We start from the raw sequence: 18076 nt of genomic DNA, 5'->3' as shown, positions 1-18076 counted from the left end.
GACGGTGGTGGCCGCCTCCCCGCGCGGACCGCTCGCGCTCTGGTTGGCCCATTGGCCCAAGCTCGCCCTGCTCCTCGCCCTCGGGCTGCATTTCCATCTCGTCACCGCAAATTGGTCGGCGCGCTTCCTGCCGGGTCACGAGTTCCGCCAAGCGCAGACTGCCATCTCCGCGACCTTCATCGCGCGGGAAGATAACTACAGCCTCGCTTACCCCACGCCCCTCTTCGGCCCGCCGTGGTCGATCCCGATGGAGTTTCCGCTCTACCAATGGGGCACGGCCTGGCTCTCCACCCACACGGACTGGTCTGTCGTCGAGAGTGGCCGCGCGCTCAATCTCGCCTGCTTCTACCTCTCCCTCGTCGGTCTCGTCCTGCTGCTCCGCGAACTGCGTCCCCGCGAGACCATCGGTCGCTGGCTCGCACCGACCCTGCTGCTCTGCTCGCCGGTCTACCTGTTCTTCACCCGCGCCGTGCTCATCGAGTCCATGGCGCTCATGTTCAGCGTATGGTTTCTCTGGGCCTTCGCCCGCATGTGCCACCGCTCGAGTCTGAGCTGGGCCGTCGTCGCCAGTGTGCTCGGTGGCCTCGCCGCCCTCGTCAAAGTCACCACTTTCATGGCCTGGTGTGGCGCCGCCGCTCTCGGTGGCATCCTCTGGAGCTGGCAACAATGGCGCGCCGCCGGCTGGGCCGCCTGGCGTCGCACGCTCTGGTTGGGCACCGTCACCGCCGTCCTGCCCGGCGGCCTCACCGTATGGTGGTTGCGCACCGCCGATGCCATCAAAGCCACCTCCCCCGGCGGCAGTTGGCTGCAATCAGAGAACCTGCGCAGCTTCAACCTCGGCACCTGGGCCGACCGCACCAACCCCACCACCTGGGCCGAAGCCGCCACCAACGCCGCCCGCGCCGTTTCGCCCGCGTGGATCATCCTCGCGGTCGCCGTCGCCGCCACCGCCCTCGCCTGGCGCCGTCGGGATCGCTGGCCGTGGATCGCCCTCGCCTGGTTCATCGCCGTGCCAGTCGGCTTTCCGATCCTGTATTCGTATCACGACTACTATTTCTACGCCAACGGCATCGCCCTGCTCACCGCCGCCGCCTGGTGTCTGGCCGGGCTGCAAAACCTGCGCCATCGCTTGCGCTACGCCGCTCCGCTCCTGCTGATCGCCGTCTGCGCCGCCCAACTCCACGGCTACATCCGCGACTACCGCGAGATCCAGCTGGTCGACTCGCCCGGCGGCACCCTCGTCACTGCCCTCATCCGCGAAAAACTGCCCACCGACAGCGTGCTCATCGTGCTCGGCGACGATTGGGCCGCCTCGATTCCCTTCTACGCCGATCGCCGCGCCTTCATGTTGCACAACCAGATCATGGGCGACCCGGCCACCGCCGTGAAGCTGCTCGGCTGTCTCGAGGACGAAGAGATCGCCGGCCTGCTCGTCGCTCGAGAGATGCGGGATAAACCCACCCTCATCGAACCCATCACCACTGCCCTCGACCTCGATCCCCAGATTTCCATCACCGACGGCCACCACGATCTCTACCTCAGCAATCACCTGCGCGGCGTCGTCCGCTACGCCACCGAACAGGACCCCAACTACCGCACCCTCGTCGTCAACCGCGCTGCCGACGAACCCGTGCTCCCGCCCTCCATCGTCGCCGACAACTCGCTCCAAGCCGTCCCCCCCGAGCTGGCCGAGAGCCTCTTCTCCTTCGCCAGCCCGCGCCCCCACCACTACAGCGCGAAATACGATCTCGAGGTCGCCAACATCAACGGCCAACTCGTGCTCACCGCCCATCCCGACGCCGACATCTGGATTCAACCGCCGCCCACCGCCCACACCGTGAAGATGACCTTCGGCATGCGCCCCGAGAGCTACGAACGCGCCGAAACCCTCTCCGATGGCGTCGAGTTTATCGTCTACGGCGTCGATGCCGCCGGCACCCAAACCCCGCTCTTTACCCGCACCCTCACCCCCGTTTCCGCCCCCGCCGACCGCGGTGCGCAAACCGTTTCGTTCCCGCTGCCGTCGCCCCTCCCGGCTCACCTGATTTTTGCCACCCGCCGCAACGAGGGCTACAGCTTCGACTGGGCCTATTGGCAACGCATCGAGGTCAAGTAAGCCCCGGCCCGTTTCACCTTCCGTCATGGTGCCAGAGCCCTCTCCCGCTCCGTCTCCCGACTCCCGCCGGCTTCCCCCCTTCTGGAGTTGGCTCGTGCTCGCCGCCATCCTGCTCAATACGTGGTGGGTCACCCAAAACTTCACGGCCGGCTTCCTCGTCGGCCACGAGTTTCGCCAGTCCCAGACCGCCCTCAGCGTGCACCATATGGTGCAGGATCACGACTTCAGTCTGGCATATCCCACCCCGCTCTTCGGCCCCCCGTGGTCCATCCCCTTCGAGTTCCCGCTCTACCAATGGAGTGTCGCTGGTCTCGTCGAACTCACTGGCTGGTCCATCCCGGTCGCCGCCCGCACCGTCAATGTGATCCTCTTCCCCGGCGTCCTCGCCGGGCTCTACGTGCTCCTGCGCCAACTGCGCGCGCCCGGTATCGTCACCGGGACCACGCTTGCGCTCACCGCCACCGCGCCGCTCTACATTTTCTACACGCGCTCCGTGCTCATCGAAACCATGGCACTCGGGTTCAGTGTCTGGTTTCTCGTCGCCTTCATTCGCATGTGCCAACCGGAGACCCGCAGCTTCGCCTACGCCGGCCTCACCGCCGTGCTCGGAGCGTTGGCCATCCTCGTCAAAGTCACCACCTTCGTGCCGTGGTGCGCGGCCGCGGCCCTCATCGGACTGCATCACACGTGGACCGCGTGGCGCGCGAAAGACCTCCCTCGCGTCTTCCACCTCGTTCGCCTCGGTTTCGTCGCCGCCCTGCTGCCCGCCGTGAGTATCCTGTGGTGGCTGTCCTTTGCCGACGCCATCAAAGCCCAGTCTCCCGGGGGCCAGGAACTCTCCTCCGCCGCGCTCTCCGACACCAATTTTGGCACCTGGGCCGATCGCACCGACCCCGCCGGTTGGTCCGCCGTGTCCGGCCACATCAGCGGCAGCCTCTTGCCGTGGTGGCTGCTGCCGCTCGCACTGCTTGCCGCCTGGCGAGCGCCGTCCGGCACGCGCCGACTCCTCCTCATCCCTCTCCTCCTGGTCCTCGGCACGATTCTCCTCTTCCCGGTTCTGTATCAGCGCCACGACTACTACTTCTACGCCATTGGTCCGTTCGTCGTCGTCGCCTTCGCCGCCGCGCTGGATCGCGTGAGCACGGCATTGCCAGCGCCACTCCGTCGCGGCGTGCCCGCACTACTGGTCGTCGCGCTGATCGCTGCTCAAACCGGCAGCTACCTCCGCCTCTTCCACCCCTCCCAAACCCTGCGCTCCTGGGGCGGCAACGACCTCATCCACGTGCTGCGCGACCAACTCCCGCCCGAAGGCGTCGTGGTGATCGCCGGCGAAAACTGGAACGCCGCCACGCCCTATTACATGCAGCGCCGCGCCCTCATGCTCGTCGATGAAGTCGCCGACGACCCCGCCGCTCGCGCCCGCTATTTCGACGCGCTCGGCGATACGTCCGTCGTGGCGCTTTGGCTCTCTTCTCACCAGCGCAGTAACACCGGACTGCTGCAAGACGTGCACGAGCGCTACGGCATCGGCCCGAACCGCATCGCCTCCGGACCCATCACCGATGCCTACATCGTCCCGCAATTCTCCATCGGGGTCATCTCCGCCCTGCTGCACAACCCCGCTTTCGACGATGTCACGCTACACGCCGAGATGCCCCCGCCGCCCCCGCCCGAACCTTTCGTAACCGGCTCGGAGCTGACCGCCGTCCAGCCGATCCAGGCCGACCAGATTTTCAAATTCATCACCCCGGCGCCTTTCCAATACCGCACCCAATTCGGCTTCAACGTCGTGGATCTGCCCGACGGCACTCAAGCCCTCGGCGCCCACCCTTCCTCGGAGCTTTGGATCCAAGTGTCCCCCGCCGCCGCGACCGTCGACTACACCATCGGTCTGCAACCCGCCGCCTACAACGATCCCACGGCCACCGAGACCACCGACGGCGTGACCTTCACCATCGTCGCCCTCAACGACAACGGCGCCCCGCTCGCCCAAGCCGAGCACGCACTGCGGCCTCACCAAGATCCGGATTTCCAAAACCCGCAGCAGCACCAACTCGCGCTACCCGCCGGCACCCGCCAACTCGTGCTGCAAACCAGCCCCGGTGAAACCCTCACCCGCGATTGGGCCTACTGGGGCCGCGTCGACGTCCGCCGCGACGACGCCCAGGCCTCACTTCACGACCAATAACTCGCAGCGCTCGGCGCGGCGCGTCTCGGGATTAAAATCGATCAACACGCCCGACAAACGCACGTCTTCCTCCGCCACGCCAAACCGACGCGGCATCCCATCTACGAAACGCCCGACCACCGGCTCGATTTGCCGGCCCAACACCCCGCGGTAAGGCCCGGTCATGCCGACGTCGGTGATGAACGCGGTGCCATTGGGCAACACCGTCGCATCCGCCGTCGGCACGTGGGTGTGCGTGCCCAGCACCGCCGCCGCGCGCCCGTCCAAATACCAACCCAACGCGATCTTTTCCGAGGTCGCCTCGGCGTGAATCTCAACCAGCGCCGCATCGGCCACGCCCGCCCCTACCGTGCGCGACAACATCGTGTCTGCCCCCTTAAACGGACACTCCGCCTTCAGGTTGAGATAGGTGCGTCCCAGCACCGTAAACACCGCCAGCCGGAAACCGTTTTTCTCCAGCACCACATGGTCCCGCCCCGGGCACTCCGTCGGCAGGTTGGCCGGCCGGCAGACCTTCGGAAAACCGTCGATCTCGTGCTCCCAACCACGCTGATCCCACACATGGTCGCCGAGTGTGATCGCGTCCACGCCCTGGCCCAGCAGGGTCTTGGCGATGGAGCCGGTGATGCCCGCGCCCGCCGCGGCGTTTTCCGCATTGGCGACCACAAAATCCAGGCGGTGCTTCTCACGCAATCGACCCAACCAGGTCGCGATCTTGTCCCGGCCCGGACGGCCCACGATGTCGCCAATAAAAAGAATCCGTATCACCGCGGCACCCTGCACCTCGGTCGCACGCAATACCAACTCCAAAATCCAACACCTTGGCGCCCCACCCACCGTGACCGTTTTACCTCTGGCAACCGACGGGTTTAAGCGCTTGCCAGCGCGAACCGCCCTGCGCTTTGCTCGTTCTCCTTTGTCCACAAATAAACCGCTATGAAAACGTCCTCCCAACCCACCGACTTTCCCTCGCCTGAAATTGGCCGCGAAATGAATGGTGCCGACGTAGTTGTCGAGTGCCTGATTCGTGAAGGGGTGGACGTAATCTTCGCCTACCCGGGCGGCGCGTCCCAAGAGCTCCATCAGGCTCTCGCCCGCACCGACAAGATCCGCACCATCCTGCCGCGTCACGAGCAGGGCGGTTCCTTCGCCGCCGAGGGCTACGCCCGCGTGAAGGGCGACGTTGGCGTCTGCATGGCCACCAGCGGCCCCGGCGCGACCAACCTCGTTTCCGCCATCGCCGATGCCTACATGGACTCCATCCCGATGGTCGCCATCACCGGTCAGGTTTACTCCAAGTTCATCGGTAAGAGCGCTTTCCAGGAGACCGACTTCTACGGCATGACCCTGCCGATCGTGAAGCACTCCTACCTCGTGATGGACGCCGCCGATCTGCCGCGCGTCTTCAAAGAGGCCTTCCATCTCGCCCGCAGCGGTCGTCCCGGCCCCGTCGTCATCGACATCCCGAAGGACGTCCAACAGACCCGCCTCACTCCGGTTTTCCCGGCTTCCGTCGAGTTCGCCAACCCCTACGTGGGTCAGCAGCACGCCGCCAGCGACGAGCAGCTGAAAGAGGTGCTCAACCTCATCGCCAAGGCCAAACGCCCCATCCTCTACTGCGGGGGCGGCATCATCTCCGCCGAGGCTTCCGCCGAGCTCAAAGCCTTTGCCGAAGCCACCAACGTCGCCGTGGCCACCACCCTCATGGGCGTCGGTGCCTTCCCCGAAACCCACGAGCTTTCGCTGCAGTGGTTCGGCATGCACGGCGCCGCCTACGGCAACTGGGCCGTCGATCAGGCCGACCTCCTGCTCGGCTTTGGTGCCCGTTTCGACGACCGCATCACCGGCGATGTCAACAAGTTCGCGCCCGAAGCGACCATCGTCCACATCGACATCGACGCCTCGGAGCACAACAAAAACAAACGCGTCGAGCTGCCGATCCAGGCCGACATCAAGCAGGCCCTCACCCGCCTCAACGAGCTCATCGCCACCCACAACTTCACCCCGCCCGATACCAGCGAGTGGCACGCCCAACTCCAGGCGTGGAAGCGCGACCACCCCTTCGCCTACGAAGACGGTCCGCACATCACCTCCCAAGAGGCGATCAAGACCCTATACGAGCTCACCAAGGGCGAAGCCATCATCACCACCGGCGTGGGTCAGCACCAGATGTGGGCCGCCCAGTTCTACCGCTTCGACAAGCCCCGCCACTACATCAGCTCCCTCGGCCTCGGCGCGATGGGCTTCGGTTACCCGGCCGCCCTCGGCGCCAAGGTCGCCGCGCCCGACAAGCAGGTCGTCGACATCGATGGCGACGGTTCCTTTGCGATGAACATCCAGGAGCTCGCCACCGCCAAGATCGAGAAGATCGGCGCCAAGGCTCTCATCCTCAACAACCAGCACCTCGGTATGGTCGTGCAGTGGGAAGACCGCTTCTACGGCTCCATCCGCGGTAACACCATTCTCGGCGACGAGAACAACATCGGTGGCCCGGAAAATCCCGAAGCGCTCTACCCGGACTTCGTGAAGATCGCCGAAGGTTACGGCATCCCCGGCCGTCGCGTCATCCGCAAGGAAGACCTGCGCGAGGCCATGCAGGAGATGCTCGACTGCGAAGGCCCCTACCTGCTCGACGTCATCGTGCCCTACACCGAACACGTCATGCCGATGGTCCCCGCCGGCAAGACGGTGAAGGAAATGATCCTCAAGTAAGCGGTATCCACCGTTTACCTACCAACTCTCCGCCCGCGCCCTTCCCGGCGCGGGCGTTTTGTTTTCCACCTGCGCCGCTCAGCGCTCCTGCAGCTTGCTCAACAGCAGCAGTTCCACCCGCTTCACTTCGCGCAGGACCCGGTTGCTGTGCATCTCCATCCAGAACCAGACCTTCATGAAGGAGATGAAGATCAGCGTGAACAGCGCCACGCCGCCCCAGACCAACTGGTCCCGCACGACCGCAGCGTCGTAGAAACGCATCACCGACCACACAAAGACGGCCATCGAGACGATGCTCATAACGAAGGCCATCACGTTGGTGAAGCGGTTGCGCCCCCGGAAGGCCGTGATCAGCTCCTGGGCAAGGTTGGGCTCGCGGGCGAGCGCATCTCCATCGGTCGAATCGCGCAGCGCCGCGCGGATTTTTTCATCAATGCTGTCGTTCATGGTGATTCCCTTTCGATTTGGCGTTTGAGGGCTTCGCGGGCGTGAAACAGGCGGGATTTTACCGTGCCCGCCGGCACGCCCAACACGTCGGCGATTTCGCCGACCGATAGCCCCGTTTGGTAAAAGAGTTCCAGCAGCTCCCGTGTCGCCGTATCCATACCCGCGATACACTCCTGGAGGCGCGTGATGTCATCGTCCCTCGCCGGCGCCGGACCGTCGTCCACTTCCGTCGCAACCTGCCCCTGCAGCTCTTCCGCCTGCCGCCGCGCGGTCTGACGGCCCCGGATCCAGTCCGCCGCCCGCCGCGCCACGATGCGAAACGCCCACCCCGCAAAACGCGCCGGATCGTCCAGCCGCCCCAGCCCGCGGGCGATTGCCACCCAGCTCGACTGGGCCACCTCCTCCGCGCCATGCCTATCCCCCACTTTTCCTGCCGCGTAACGCTCCACGTCGCCGCACCAAAGCTGGTGGAGCTCGGCAAACGCGCGTTCATCACCGCCCTGCGCTCGCAGGATCAGCAACTCACTCAGCACTTGGCGGGCGTCTCTTTCCATGGTTTCGCCCCCCAAGTCGTTCGCATCCGCCGGATCGGTTCAAATAAACCGACCCGAGCTGCCAAAACTCACTCTTCCACTTCGACCAACTCGATCGTCACGCCCTCGGCTTCGAGCAGCGCGATCAAGCCTTCCTCGCCCCCAAAATGGCCGACGCCCACTAACACGTATTCCGTGCCGGGCTGCTTAAACATCGCCAGCACCTGGGGCACCCAGTCGTGGTTACGGCCCGTGACGAGGTCGGTGTAGACCTTGGGAAATTCTTTGCGCATGTCGGCCATCATCGCCGTGTCCATGGTCTCAATGTCGCCGCTGCGCCACGCCGCGATGAGTTCACTCACCATCTGCGGCAAGGTCTCCAAGTCGCGCAAAGTGCTCAACAGCATCTCATCCTCCTGTCCGTCACCGATGGAGATGACGAACTGCAGGTGCGCATCGATGTCTTCGAGCCCCGCGGTGGTTTTGCCGTCCTTTTCGGCCAGCGCGTGATAGTGCATGTCCACGCCTTCCTGCACCGCCCCGTTCTTCTGCCACTCCAACACCGCCAGCGTGACGGTGAGCAACCACGGCTTCATCTGCGCAAAGGCGGCCAACGGCAGTCCGTGTTTGGCGCAGTGCTCCTCCAAGGCGGCCCACGTCTCGGGCTTCAGGTGATCCGACAACACCGTGCCGTCTCCCAACATGCCTTCTTCCAGGATCTTCATTTGCACCGCGGGCGACTGCATCGCGTTGAGATCGGTTTCGAAGTAAAGCGTGTCGGCCTCGGCGTAAGCCGCGTCGAACTCCGCCGGCAGCGGAAAGTCGCTCGCCCGCAGCATGTGACAGGTGCCGCCCAGGTAAACCACCTCGCCGTCCAACTCGGCCCGCCACACCGACGATCCGGCCAGGACCGTTGTCGCCGCCACCACCGCCGCCAGGAACATCGCACCAGTTCGTTTCATGGCCAGCAGTTTGCTTTTGCCGGTTCACCCGGCCAGCACTTTCGACGCGCGGCCGATCCCCGGCAAAACCCTTGTGCCCGCGCCCCCGTCCACCTAGCCACTAGCACCTTGAGCCCTCGTTCCGCCGCCTCCCCCGATTCCCCCGGGTCCCCTGCCCCCGCCATCACCACGCCGGGCCGACTCGAACACCTCCTGGCGCTGCTCTGCCTGCTCGGCGCGCTCGTCTGGCAAATCCAGGCCGTCACGATCAGCTGGAGCTCCACCGCCCTGCCCGGCAACTCCTTCCGCCAAACTCAGACGGCTCACTCGACGCACTTTATCATCGCCGAGGACAACTACGACCTCGCCTACCCCACGCCGATCCTCGGCCGTCCCTGGTCCATCCCGATGGAGTTTCCCCTCTACCAGTGGACCGTCGCGTGGATCACGCAGCACGGCGACCTCTCCATGACCGAGGTCGCCCGCACGGTCTCCCTCGTCTGTTTCTACGCCACGCTGCCCGCGTTCTGGTTGCTCCTCGGATTGGCCGGCGTGCCCGTCGCCCGCCGTTGGTGGTGCCTCATTCCCGTGCTGCTCAGTCCGGTCAACATCCTCTACGGCCGCGCCTTTCTTATCGAAACCATGGCCCTGTGTTTCGCCGCCTGGTTCGTCCTCAGCTTCGCGCTCATGTTGCGCCGACGTTCACTGTGCTGGCTCGTCGCGACCGGCGTCTTCGGTGCCCTCGCCGGTCTCACCAAAGCCACCACCCTGCTCGCCGCCGGCCTGCCCTGCGCCGCCATCGGCCTCACCCCATTCATCCGCGCCCTGCGGGAGCGCAACCCACGTGAGGCGCTCGTCCTCGTCGGCTGGGGCGCGGCCGCCGCCTTGCCCGCCTTTATCGCTACGTGGTGGTGGACTCACTTTGCCGACGCCACCAAAGCCCTCAACCCCATCGGACGCATCCTGCGCTCCGACAACCTCACTGGCTTCAACTTCGGCCAAAACCTTTTCGCCGACCGTTTCTCCATCGATCGCTGGACCCAACTCGCTCGCCAATGGGAGCTCGGCCTGCTCCCGCCCCTGCTGATCGTCGTCCTCGCCCTCATCGCCGCCACCCTCGCCGGCCGCCTGCGCTGGGCCGCCCTACTCTGCCTCGCCACCTTCCTCGGCACTCAGGCCATCTTCCCCAACCTGTATTCGATTCACGACTACTACTTCGTCGCCATCGCCGGCGTCGCCGCCCTCGGTTGGGGACTCGCCCTCTCCGGTCTCGCCGAGCGCTCACGCTGGACCCGCCTCCCCGCCCTCGGCCTGCTCGCGCTCGTCGCCGGCCTACAAATCCAGACCTTCAACGAACACTACCGCGCCGGCATGGTCCGCGGCAGCTCGGGCGACAACCTCACCAACGGTCTGCTCCAGCTCACCGAGGACAACGAAGTCCTCATCATCGCCGGCGACGAATGGAGCTCAGTCATCCCCTACTACGCGCAACGCCGCGCCCTCATGCTGGCCTTCGGCACCATCTATGACCCGGCGGTGCTCGACGAGGCCTTCGCCAAGTTGGACCCCAACGAGGTGGCCGGTCTCGTGCTGGTGCGCGACCAACGCGGCAACGACGCCTTGGTTGAGCACGTCATGCGCGCCTTCGACATCACCCGCGAGCCGATGCTGCGCCTGGACTACGCCGACGTGTATTTCACCCAGCGCGTGATGTCCGAACTCCTCCCCGCCGACGCCAATCCCAACGACGTGGGCGGCGATCCCGTGCAGGTTTACGCCGACACCATGAAGGGCGCCACCGTCGAGACCGCCAACCTGACCAAGCGTCAGCAACGCCTCTTCGCCAACCTCTCGCCGTTGCCCGATCGCTTCTACTTCGAGTTTGGCCCGGCCGTGCTCAACACCACCGACGGCATGCTCATCAACGCGCATCCGACCACCCGCCTCTGGTTCACGCCGCCCCCCGGCGCGACCAGCCTGCTGGTCGAATACGGCATGTTCGATAGCGTCTGGCAGAACGACTACATGGACACCGATGGCGCGACCCTCATCGTCGAGCGTCTTGCCGCCGACGGCACCGTGGAAAACCTCTTCCAGCGCCACATCAACCCGCGCGGCAACGAAGCCCACCGGCCGATGCAGATCCTGCGCCTGCCCCTGCAACTCGCGCCCGACGACAAGCTGCTCATTCGCTCCGACCCGGGACCGGAAGGCCGCAAAAACTTCGATTGGTTCTACATCCGCGACATCGTGATCGAGTGAGCAACGGACCCCGGCGCCACGCCGCGCCGATGCTCATCCCTCACTTGCTCGTCATGTGGTAAACGCCATCCCAATCCGGCGGGGGCGGCTTCGCCGCTGTCTCCGCGACGATCTTTTGGTAAACCAAGGACGGGTTGGCTTTCACGCCGGGTGCCTGCCCCGGAATGAGTGGCTCCAGTTCCGCCGACCGCTTGAAGAGCGCCGCCGCGCCCTCCCAATCCCGCGCGTAATACTTTTCCAAGCCCTGATCGAACAGCGCCAGGCACTCCAGTGTCCGGTCGCTCACCTGCTCGCGCAGGCCCGTCACCTCGTGAATCGGCACCGGCTGCGAACGGCCCTGCACCGTGATGCGGCCCAGACGACGAAACACGATCCGGTCACCGCCATGCTGCTCGCAAGCGACCCGCGTGGTGTCCGCCACCATGGTGAACGCGCCCCACGCTTTGGCACCACTTTCCATGCGCGCCGCCAGGTTCACATTGTCCCCCATCATGGTGTAGTTGAAGCGCGTCCGACTGCCCATGTTTCCGATCATACACTTGCCAGTATTGAGCCCAATCCGGGTGCGCATGCGGTGCACCATGTCCGGCCATTTGTCGCCTTCGGCTGTCCACTTGGCCCGCAGCTCATCCAGCCGCTGCTGCACCAGCAATGCCGTCAAACAGGCCTTGTAGGCGTGGTCGGCCAAATCCACCGGCGCACCAAACATCGCCACCACCGCGTCACCGATGTATTTATCCAGAGTGCCGCCCTCGGCCTGAATGATGTCGGTGCAGGCCGTCAGATACTCGTTCAGGAGTTCACCCAACTGCGACGACGTCAGCACCTCCGAGAACGAGGAGAAACTCTGGATATCCGAAAAATACGGCGTGATCTCCGCGTCGTGACCGCCGAGCTCCGGGTCCTTGCCCGAGTTGATCATCGACTCGACCACTGTCGGCGCGAGGTAGGTGCCAAACATGCCCTTGATGCGGCCCTTCGCCTTCTGCTCCTGCACCACCTGCCAACCGATCGCCAGGAAGGTCATCGACAGCGCCGATCCCACCGGCGTCACCAACGGCAACACCAGATGCTGCGAGCCGAACAGCCACAGCGAAAGCCCCACGTAGCCCAATACGAGCAACACCGCCACCAACCGCGCCAGGGCGCTGCGATGCCCGCCCCAAATCGCCAACGTCGCCACCAGCACGGAGAAGAGCACCACCACCACATAGATCTGCCACGTATCCAGTCTCCGGATATATTTCTCCGCCAGGATCGTTTTCAACGCGTTGCCGTGCACCCCCACCTTGGGCACCGCATTTTCATCCAAGGGCGTCGTCGCCAAATCCTGTAGCAAAGGGTCCACCGGACCGATCAACACCAGGGCATCCTTGAACTGCTCCTGGGCAAAAAAGGCCTCCCCCGTAGCGACAACCTCCGGATCGTCTGTTTCCAAGGCGCTCGCGTAAGCGTAGACGTCATAAAAACTGATCCGCGGATTGTGGTCGGGAGAGTCCCATTTGGAAAACCAGTTCAACTCCAGCATCTGCCCCCGCAGCATCGGCACCGAACGCAACACCTCGCCGTCCGGACGCACGAACAGGAGTCGGTCGCCGTCCACCCTCACCCCGTCAATATCGAGATCCCAATAGCGTCGCAGCATCTCCACCGAAAGATGGTAGTAGGTGCGCACATCGGTCGGCGCCCACAACGGCACCCGTCGCACACCTCGATCCTCGGTGTCGATGAGCCCGGTGCTGCCCGGCGAATACGGCGGCTGGCCCGGCACTACGCGTATGGCCGGCACCTCCGGCCCCTCGATTTCATGGATGGGTGGCAACTCCCCCGCCACCCGCGGGAGCTGCCGATAAATCAAATTGCCATTGATGTCCGTCGACACCTGCGCGGAGAACGAACTCGCCAGCACCACCGGCGGATCGTTCCACAAATAGGCCGCCAGTTCGCGGTTGCCCTGCACAATGTAATTGATGTCGGCCGATTCCGCCAAACCTGCGTCCGACAACACCAAGTCAACGCCCACCACCTTCACCCCCGCCTCTTCGATCAAGGTGCGGGCCACTTTGGCGAGATAAGCCCGACTCCACGGGAAATTGCCAATCTTGCTCATGCTCAGCGAGTCGATGTCGACGTAAACCACCTTCGCCTCGGTCGTCACCGGACCACGGATACGGTAGCGCAGGTCCATCGACCAATCCCGCGCTCGATTGAGCGAGCCCGACTCAAATAAAAAGCACCACAGCACCGGCACCGGCAGTAAGGCCAGGATCACCCACAGTGTCTTCACGCGCGCCGAGCTCATGCCGCCGAAGCTAGTCCGGCCCCGAGCGCGAGGTCCAGTAAATCGCCCACCTCAGCCGCTTTAAGTAAGCCCGCCCAACAAAAGCCCCGGCCGACGGCCGGGGCGAAAAGGAGTTATTAAGCCGAAGATTTACCCTTGTCCCGCACCAGGAGTCTGCTCGTCGGCGTTATCAATCACCGGGGGAATGTCATTTTCGGGAGGCGTTTGAGTTTGGGACTGCTCACCGTCATCATCCCCTTCTTCTCCTCCGGTGAACTCGTTATCCGAGCCTTCACCTTCCGGTGTTTGGCCTGCACCTTCTTCGCCAGGTTGGCCCTCATCTCCCGGCTCACCCTCATCCTGACCTTCGCCTTCATCGGTTTCCTCCGAATCTTGCTGGTCGGATTCGTCATCACCCTCGTCTTCCTGCTCTTCCTGATCTTCGGCTGATTCATCACCCGTCTCACCGGCGCCTTCCTCGGCGGGCTCGTCGGTTTGGGAATTCTCAGCCGTAAACACGAGATCCACGACCGCCTCGGCCAAATCCTGCACCGCCGCCGTCATGTCCGCCAACGTCCCCGTATCCGCGTTGGCGGGAGCGATCTCCTCGACCGGCGTCACGACCGTGACCTCACCGGTATCGTCATCCACTTCGATCACGATCACGACCTCCTGCTCGTCCACGACGCTAATCGGTGCGTCCACCGTGCCCTCGTTGGTCGTGACACCAACGTCGCCCTCAAGCGTCGTCACCGAAAAGAAAGCCTGACCGTCTCCCTGCGGGCGATACACCACGCGGAAGGTCGTGCCGCGAATACCAGCGGCACCAACCGGAGTTTCCACGGTAAAGGTAGAGTCGGGTCGCAGCTTCTTCACGTTGCCCACCAACTCACCATATTCGAGTCGGATGCGTGTATGCGAATCGGCCGGAGGCTCCTCCGAGGCGGAGGCCGGCTTGTAGTCGCCCGCAAACGGATTCTGCCGGTAGCTTTCGATATTGAGAATCGATTTCTCCGCTACCGTGATCGTTGCTCCATTGGAGAAAACCAGAATGACCCGGGAGTCGTCCCCCACCGTCAGCACAGTGCTCTTCTCCAAAATTCGGATCTCTTCCGTGGGCTGTTCCTTCAGGTCGTATTTCAGTTCCCCGGTCGCGTTGTCCTGCACCTGCACCGTCGGCCCGATCCGGGTCAGCCGCACGTAACCTCGCTTCACCGGTGCCTGCGCCACGACGACGGAGGTGAGCAGAACTGCGATTGAGGCGATGAGGAACCGGCGAAAGTTGAGGGAGGACATCGGTAAAGTGGTTTCAAAACGATCTACGGGGATCGCTCCAGGTCAGCGCGGAGAGCTTTTGCCTGCCGGATTCCACCGTCAAGACGCAAGCAAGTGGCTAAAGCGACCCTCGCGAGAGCGTGGGTGTGAGCTTTCTGGCTGAAATGAAAGCCTTGGTAAAACCAAACCCGCGCGTTGGTCGGGGCTAATTTTACCGCCCGCCCAAAGGCCAAGCCCCCCTCGGCCCACTCCCCCTGTAAATCCAAGGCCACCCCGAGGCGCACCCAATGCCAGGCCACCGCCTCGCTCAGCGCCAAGGCCCGCCGCGCCGCGACCTCGGCCTCTCGCCCCAACTCCACCTTTCGCTCCGGCTCGACGTGCGCCTGCAACGCAATCGCCATCGACAACTCCGCCCAGCCTAGTTCGTGCTCCGGCGCCAAACGCGTCGCCGCCTCAAAATGCACCAGAATCGCGGCAAGATCTTCCTCCGACGGCGCCCCGCCCCTATCGGCCAGCTTGTCCGTGAGCTCCCGCCCCAAAAACCGATGCTGCTCCGCCACATAGCGCGGCCAAGCCAGCACCGCCAATACCACCGCGACCAGCCCGACCGCCGCGGCTCCGATTCGCCTCACCCTACTCGTGCGCACTGTAGCTCGCGGCACCGCGTCACCCCGCCGCCGCCCTCCCGTCCACTCCGCCGCCGCCAGCGCGGCCAACCACACCACCGCAGGGATATGGAAATGAAAATCCACCACGCTCGCCAACAACAGGCCGAGCAGGCCCACGCCCACCGCCGTCCGCCAGCCGTCGTCAAACGCCACCCGCTCCCCGCCATCCGCCTGAGCCACTCGCCGTCGGCTATGTCGCCACGCCGTGCCCGCCAAAACCACCGCCGCCAATCCCCAACTCAGACCAAACCCCACCACCCCATAGTCGCTCAATACATTCAGGTAGTCGTTGTGCACCCACTTCGGCGCATCCCGAAACGGCGCCGGCCGGTGTTTCTCCAACACCGCCTCAAAACTGCCGCCCCCACTCCCCGTCCAAGGAGAGTCCTGCCAAGTCTGCCACGCTGCCGACCACATCATCGGACGCGTCCGTTCGCCCCGATACTCGACCATGATGTCCATCCGATCCCGCACCACCGGCAGCTTGGCATAACTCCACGCCACCAACCCGCCCGCCACTACCAGCACCGCAACGCCCAAGCCAAAACGTCGGCCCCACCCTCCGGATCGCCCTACGGTCGCCCACACCGCCAGCGCCAGAAACGCCGCCAGCCACACGCCGCGCGACAGGCTCAACACCAGCGCCGCACTCGCCAGCACCGCCACCACGCCCGCCGTGAGCGCCGCCTCCGGCCGCTTGCGCAGACAACGCCACGTCAACCACCATGCCGGCGGCAGCACCATCAGCATCCAGGCCGCCATGTTGTTCGGCACCCCAAAGGGTCCGCTCGAACGCTCTTGGTATTGCTTGGATTGAATCCGGTCCAGCGGCAGCCACGTCGGGTCCACCGCCCGTTGGTAAAACGCCAGCAACCCCATCACCACCGTGATCAACCCCACGCCCAGCCACAGCCAGCGCCGCGTCTCTTTGAACCGCACCAGGTGCAATGCCCCCCACCAGCCGGCCACGCCCCAAACGCCCAGCAAGGCATCCATCACCGCCCGCCCCGGCGTCGCCGAAAGCCCGCCCACATGCAGCCCGGCATAAGCCAGCATCGGCAGTGGCCACCACCACCCGCGCGGCAGACCGGTCGCGTCCAGCACCAGCCAACGCAGCCACACCAATACCACCACGGCCATCGCCCCGGCAAATCCCGCTCCCATCGGCCGCGCCATCACCCCACCGAGATTCCAGACGACCCACGCCAGCACGCCCAGATACAGCCCAGTGATCAATCGATCCAACCAGGCTCCAACACCAACCGTTTCGCGCGGGGACAACGCCATCGGCCTCACAGCAAGGCGCATCACCTCCCCGGCGCCACCCCAAAAAAAACCACCCCGCTCGCGGCGGGGTGGTTCGGTGTAAGTCCTTTTAGGTTCTAAGCTAGTTCCCGTTAGCTGGTCGGAACCGTAGCGATCGTCTGGAGGATGCGACCGGCGATGGCGTAGGGGTCGCCGGCGGAGTTCGGACGGCGATCCTCGAGGTAGCCCTTCCAACCATTGTTGGCGAAGCTGTGCGGGACGCGGATCGACGCACCGCGGTCGGCGATGCCCCAGGAGAACTGGTCGATCGACTGGGTCTCGTGCAGACCGGTGAGGCGGAGGTGATTGTCCGGACCGTAGACGGCGATGTGCTCTTCGCGATACTTGGAGAAGGCTTCCATGAGCTTCTCGAAGTATTCCTTACCACCAACCGTGCGCATGTATTCGGTGGAGAAGTTGCAGTGCATACCGGAGCCGTTCCAATCGAGCGGATCGTCGTAGGCACCGAGGAGCGGCTTGCAGTGGAACTCGATGTCCACGCCATACTTTTCACCGATGCGGAGGAGGAGGTAGCGAGCGACCCAAATCTCGTCGGCGGCCTTCTTGGAGCCCTTGCCGAAGATCTGGAATTCCCACTGGCCCTTGGCGACCTCGGCATTGATGCCCTCGTGGTTGATGCCGGCATCGATACAGGCGTCGAGATGCTCCTCGACGATGGTGCGGGCGATGTCACCGACGGACTTGTAACCGACGCCGGTGTAGTAGGGACCCTGCGGGGCCGGGTAGCCGCCCTCGGGGAAACCGAGCGGACGACCGTCTTGGTAGAAGAAGTATTCCTGCTCGAAGCCGAACCAGGTGCCCTCGTCGTCGAGGATGGTGGCGCGAGTGTTGGTCGGGTGCGGGGAACCGTCCGGGAGAAGCACCTCGGTCATGACAATGAAGCCATTCTCACGGCTGCTGTCCGGATAAAGGCCGACCGGCTTGAGCAAACAATCGGAGCTCTTACCCTCCGCCTGCTTGGTCGAGGAACCGTCGAAGCCCCACATCGGGCAGTCTTCGAGGGTGAACTTCTCGGGATCGCCATCGACGATCTTAGTTTTACCGCGGAGGCCGGCGACGGGGGTGTAACCGTCGAGCCAGATGTATTCCAGTTTCAGTTTGGCCATATGACTTAGGGTGAGTAACGAATGGGTTGCTGGGTTGCTTTAAGGGGACGGGTAACCGTCTCGGTTCCGCGCATGAGCAAAAGTTTGTCCAGACGCGGAAGTAGTTTGAGCACCTTATATGCCACTAAGAAACAAAATTCATGCATAGTTCCCCTCCGGCAAACCCTACAAATCGCTCGCGCTGACCTTGCCGCCGCTGCCTCACCTCGTAAGTTCCTCCC

At 64.2% G+C, this 18076-nt stretch carries 12 protein-coding genes; 4 read left to right on the top strand and 8 right to left on the bottom strand.

Annotated elements, in window-relative coordinates; genetic code table 11:
- The first annotated feature begins 7 nt into the window (after window positions 1-7).
- Both K1X11_RS22000 and K1X11_RS21995 read left to right on the top strand, forming a co-directional pair.
- Window positions 8-2116, top strand: a complete 2109-nt coding sequence (locus K1X11_RS22000; RefSeq protein WP_221030339.1) for an ArnT family glycosyltransferase — start codon at window positions 8-10, stop codon at window positions 2114-2116.
- A gap of 25 nt (window positions 2117-2141) precedes the next feature.
- Window positions 2142-4304: a hypothetical protein gene (locus K1X11_RS21995; protein WP_221030340.1), complete on the top strand. Its 2163-nt coding sequence runs from the start codon at window positions 2142-2144 to the stop codon at window positions 4302-4304.
- Here K1X11_RS21995 and K1X11_RS21990 read toward each other — a convergent pair.
- The gene (locus K1X11_RS21990) at window positions 4287-5102 is read right to left on the bottom strand and encodes a TIGR00282 family metallophosphoesterase (protein WP_225919352.1); all 816 of its coding nucleotides are present in this window, start codon (window positions 5100-5102) and stop codon (window positions 4287-4289) included. The two genes, K1X11_RS21995 and K1X11_RS21990, sit on opposite strands and share 18 nt — an antisense overlap.
- A gap of 138 nt (window positions 5103-5240) precedes the next feature.
- Between K1X11_RS21990 and ilvB the strand changes: the two genes are divergently transcribed.
- A complete protein-coding gene (gene ilvB, locus K1X11_RS21985) occupies window positions 5241-7016 on the top strand; it encodes a biosynthetic-type acetolactate synthase large subunit (RefSeq protein WP_221030341.1) in 1776 nt (591 codons plus the stop codon).
- A gap of 78 nt (window positions 7017-7094) precedes the next feature.
- Here ilvB and K1X11_RS21980 read toward each other — a convergent pair whose 3' ends face one another.
- The 3 genes from K1X11_RS21980 to K1X11_RS21970 all read right to left on the bottom strand — a co-directional run bounded on the left by K1X11_RS21980 (window position 7095) and on the right by K1X11_RS21970 (window position 8958).
- Window positions 7095-7463 carry a DUF6768 family protein gene (locus tag K1X11_RS21980; protein ID WP_221030342.1) on the bottom strand — a complete coding sequence of 123 codons (369 nt, stop codon included), beginning with the start codon at window positions 7461-7463 and terminating at the stop codon, window positions 7095-7097.
- Window positions 7460-8017: an RNA polymerase sigma factor gene (locus K1X11_RS21975; protein ID WP_221030343.1), complete on the bottom strand. Its 558-nt coding sequence runs from the start codon at window positions 8015-8017 to the stop codon at window positions 7460-7462. Before K1X11_RS21975 ends, K1X11_RS21980 begins: the two co-directional genes overlap by 4 nt.
- Window positions 8018-8085: 68 nt before the next feature.
- Complete coding sequence (locus K1X11_RS21970; protein ID WP_221030344.1) at window positions 8086-8958, bottom strand: TraB/GumN family protein; 873 nt, start codon at window positions 8956-8958, stop codon at window positions 8086-8088.
- A gap of 108 nt (window positions 8959-9066) precedes the next feature.
- On the opposite strand from K1X11_RS21970, the gene K1X11_RS21965 reads away from it, so the two are divergent.
- Window positions 9067-11199 carry an ArnT family glycosyltransferase gene (locus K1X11_RS21965; protein WP_221030345.1) on the top strand — a complete coding sequence of 711 codons (2133 nt, stop codon included), beginning with the start codon at window positions 9067-9069 and terminating at the stop codon, window positions 11197-11199.
- A gap of 40 nt (window positions 11200-11239) precedes the next feature.
- On the opposite strand, the gene K1X11_RS21960 is transcribed toward K1X11_RS21965, so the two are convergent.
- From K1X11_RS21960 to K1X11_RS21945, 4 genes are all read right to left on the bottom strand, one after another.
- Window positions 11240-13501, bottom strand: a complete 2262-nt coding sequence (locus K1X11_RS21960) for a CHASE2 domain-containing protein (protein ID WP_221030346.1) — start codon at window positions 13499-13501, stop codon at window positions 11240-11242.
- A 129-nt stretch (window positions 13502-13630) separates the two neighbouring features.
- The gene (locus tag K1X11_RS21955) at window positions 13631-14776 is read right to left on the bottom strand and encodes a FecR domain-containing protein (RefSeq protein ID WP_221030347.1); all 1146 of its coding nucleotides are present in this window, start codon (window positions 14774-14776) and stop codon (window positions 13631-13633) included.
- 23 nt (window positions 14777-14799) lie between these two features.
- Window positions 14800-16710 (bottom strand): O-antigen ligase family protein, encoded by a 1911-nt coding sequence (locus K1X11_RS21950; protein ID WP_221030348.1) that lies wholly within the window; start codon window positions 16708-16710, stop codon window positions 14800-14802.
- A 110-nt stretch (window positions 16711-16820) separates the two neighbouring features.
- Window positions 16821-17855 (bottom strand): glutamine synthetase beta-grasp domain-containing protein, encoded by a 1035-nt coding sequence (locus tag K1X11_RS21945; protein ID WP_221030349.1) that lies wholly within the window; start codon window positions 17853-17855, stop codon window positions 16821-16823.
- Window positions 17856-18076 lie beyond the last annotated feature (221 nt).

Source organism: Actomonas aquatica (assembly GCF_019679435.2).
GTDB lineage: Bacteria > Verrucomicrobiota > Verrucomicrobiia > Opitutales > Opitutaceae > Actomonas > Actomonas aquatica.
This window is presented reverse-complemented; position numbering and strand designations above follow the sequence as displayed.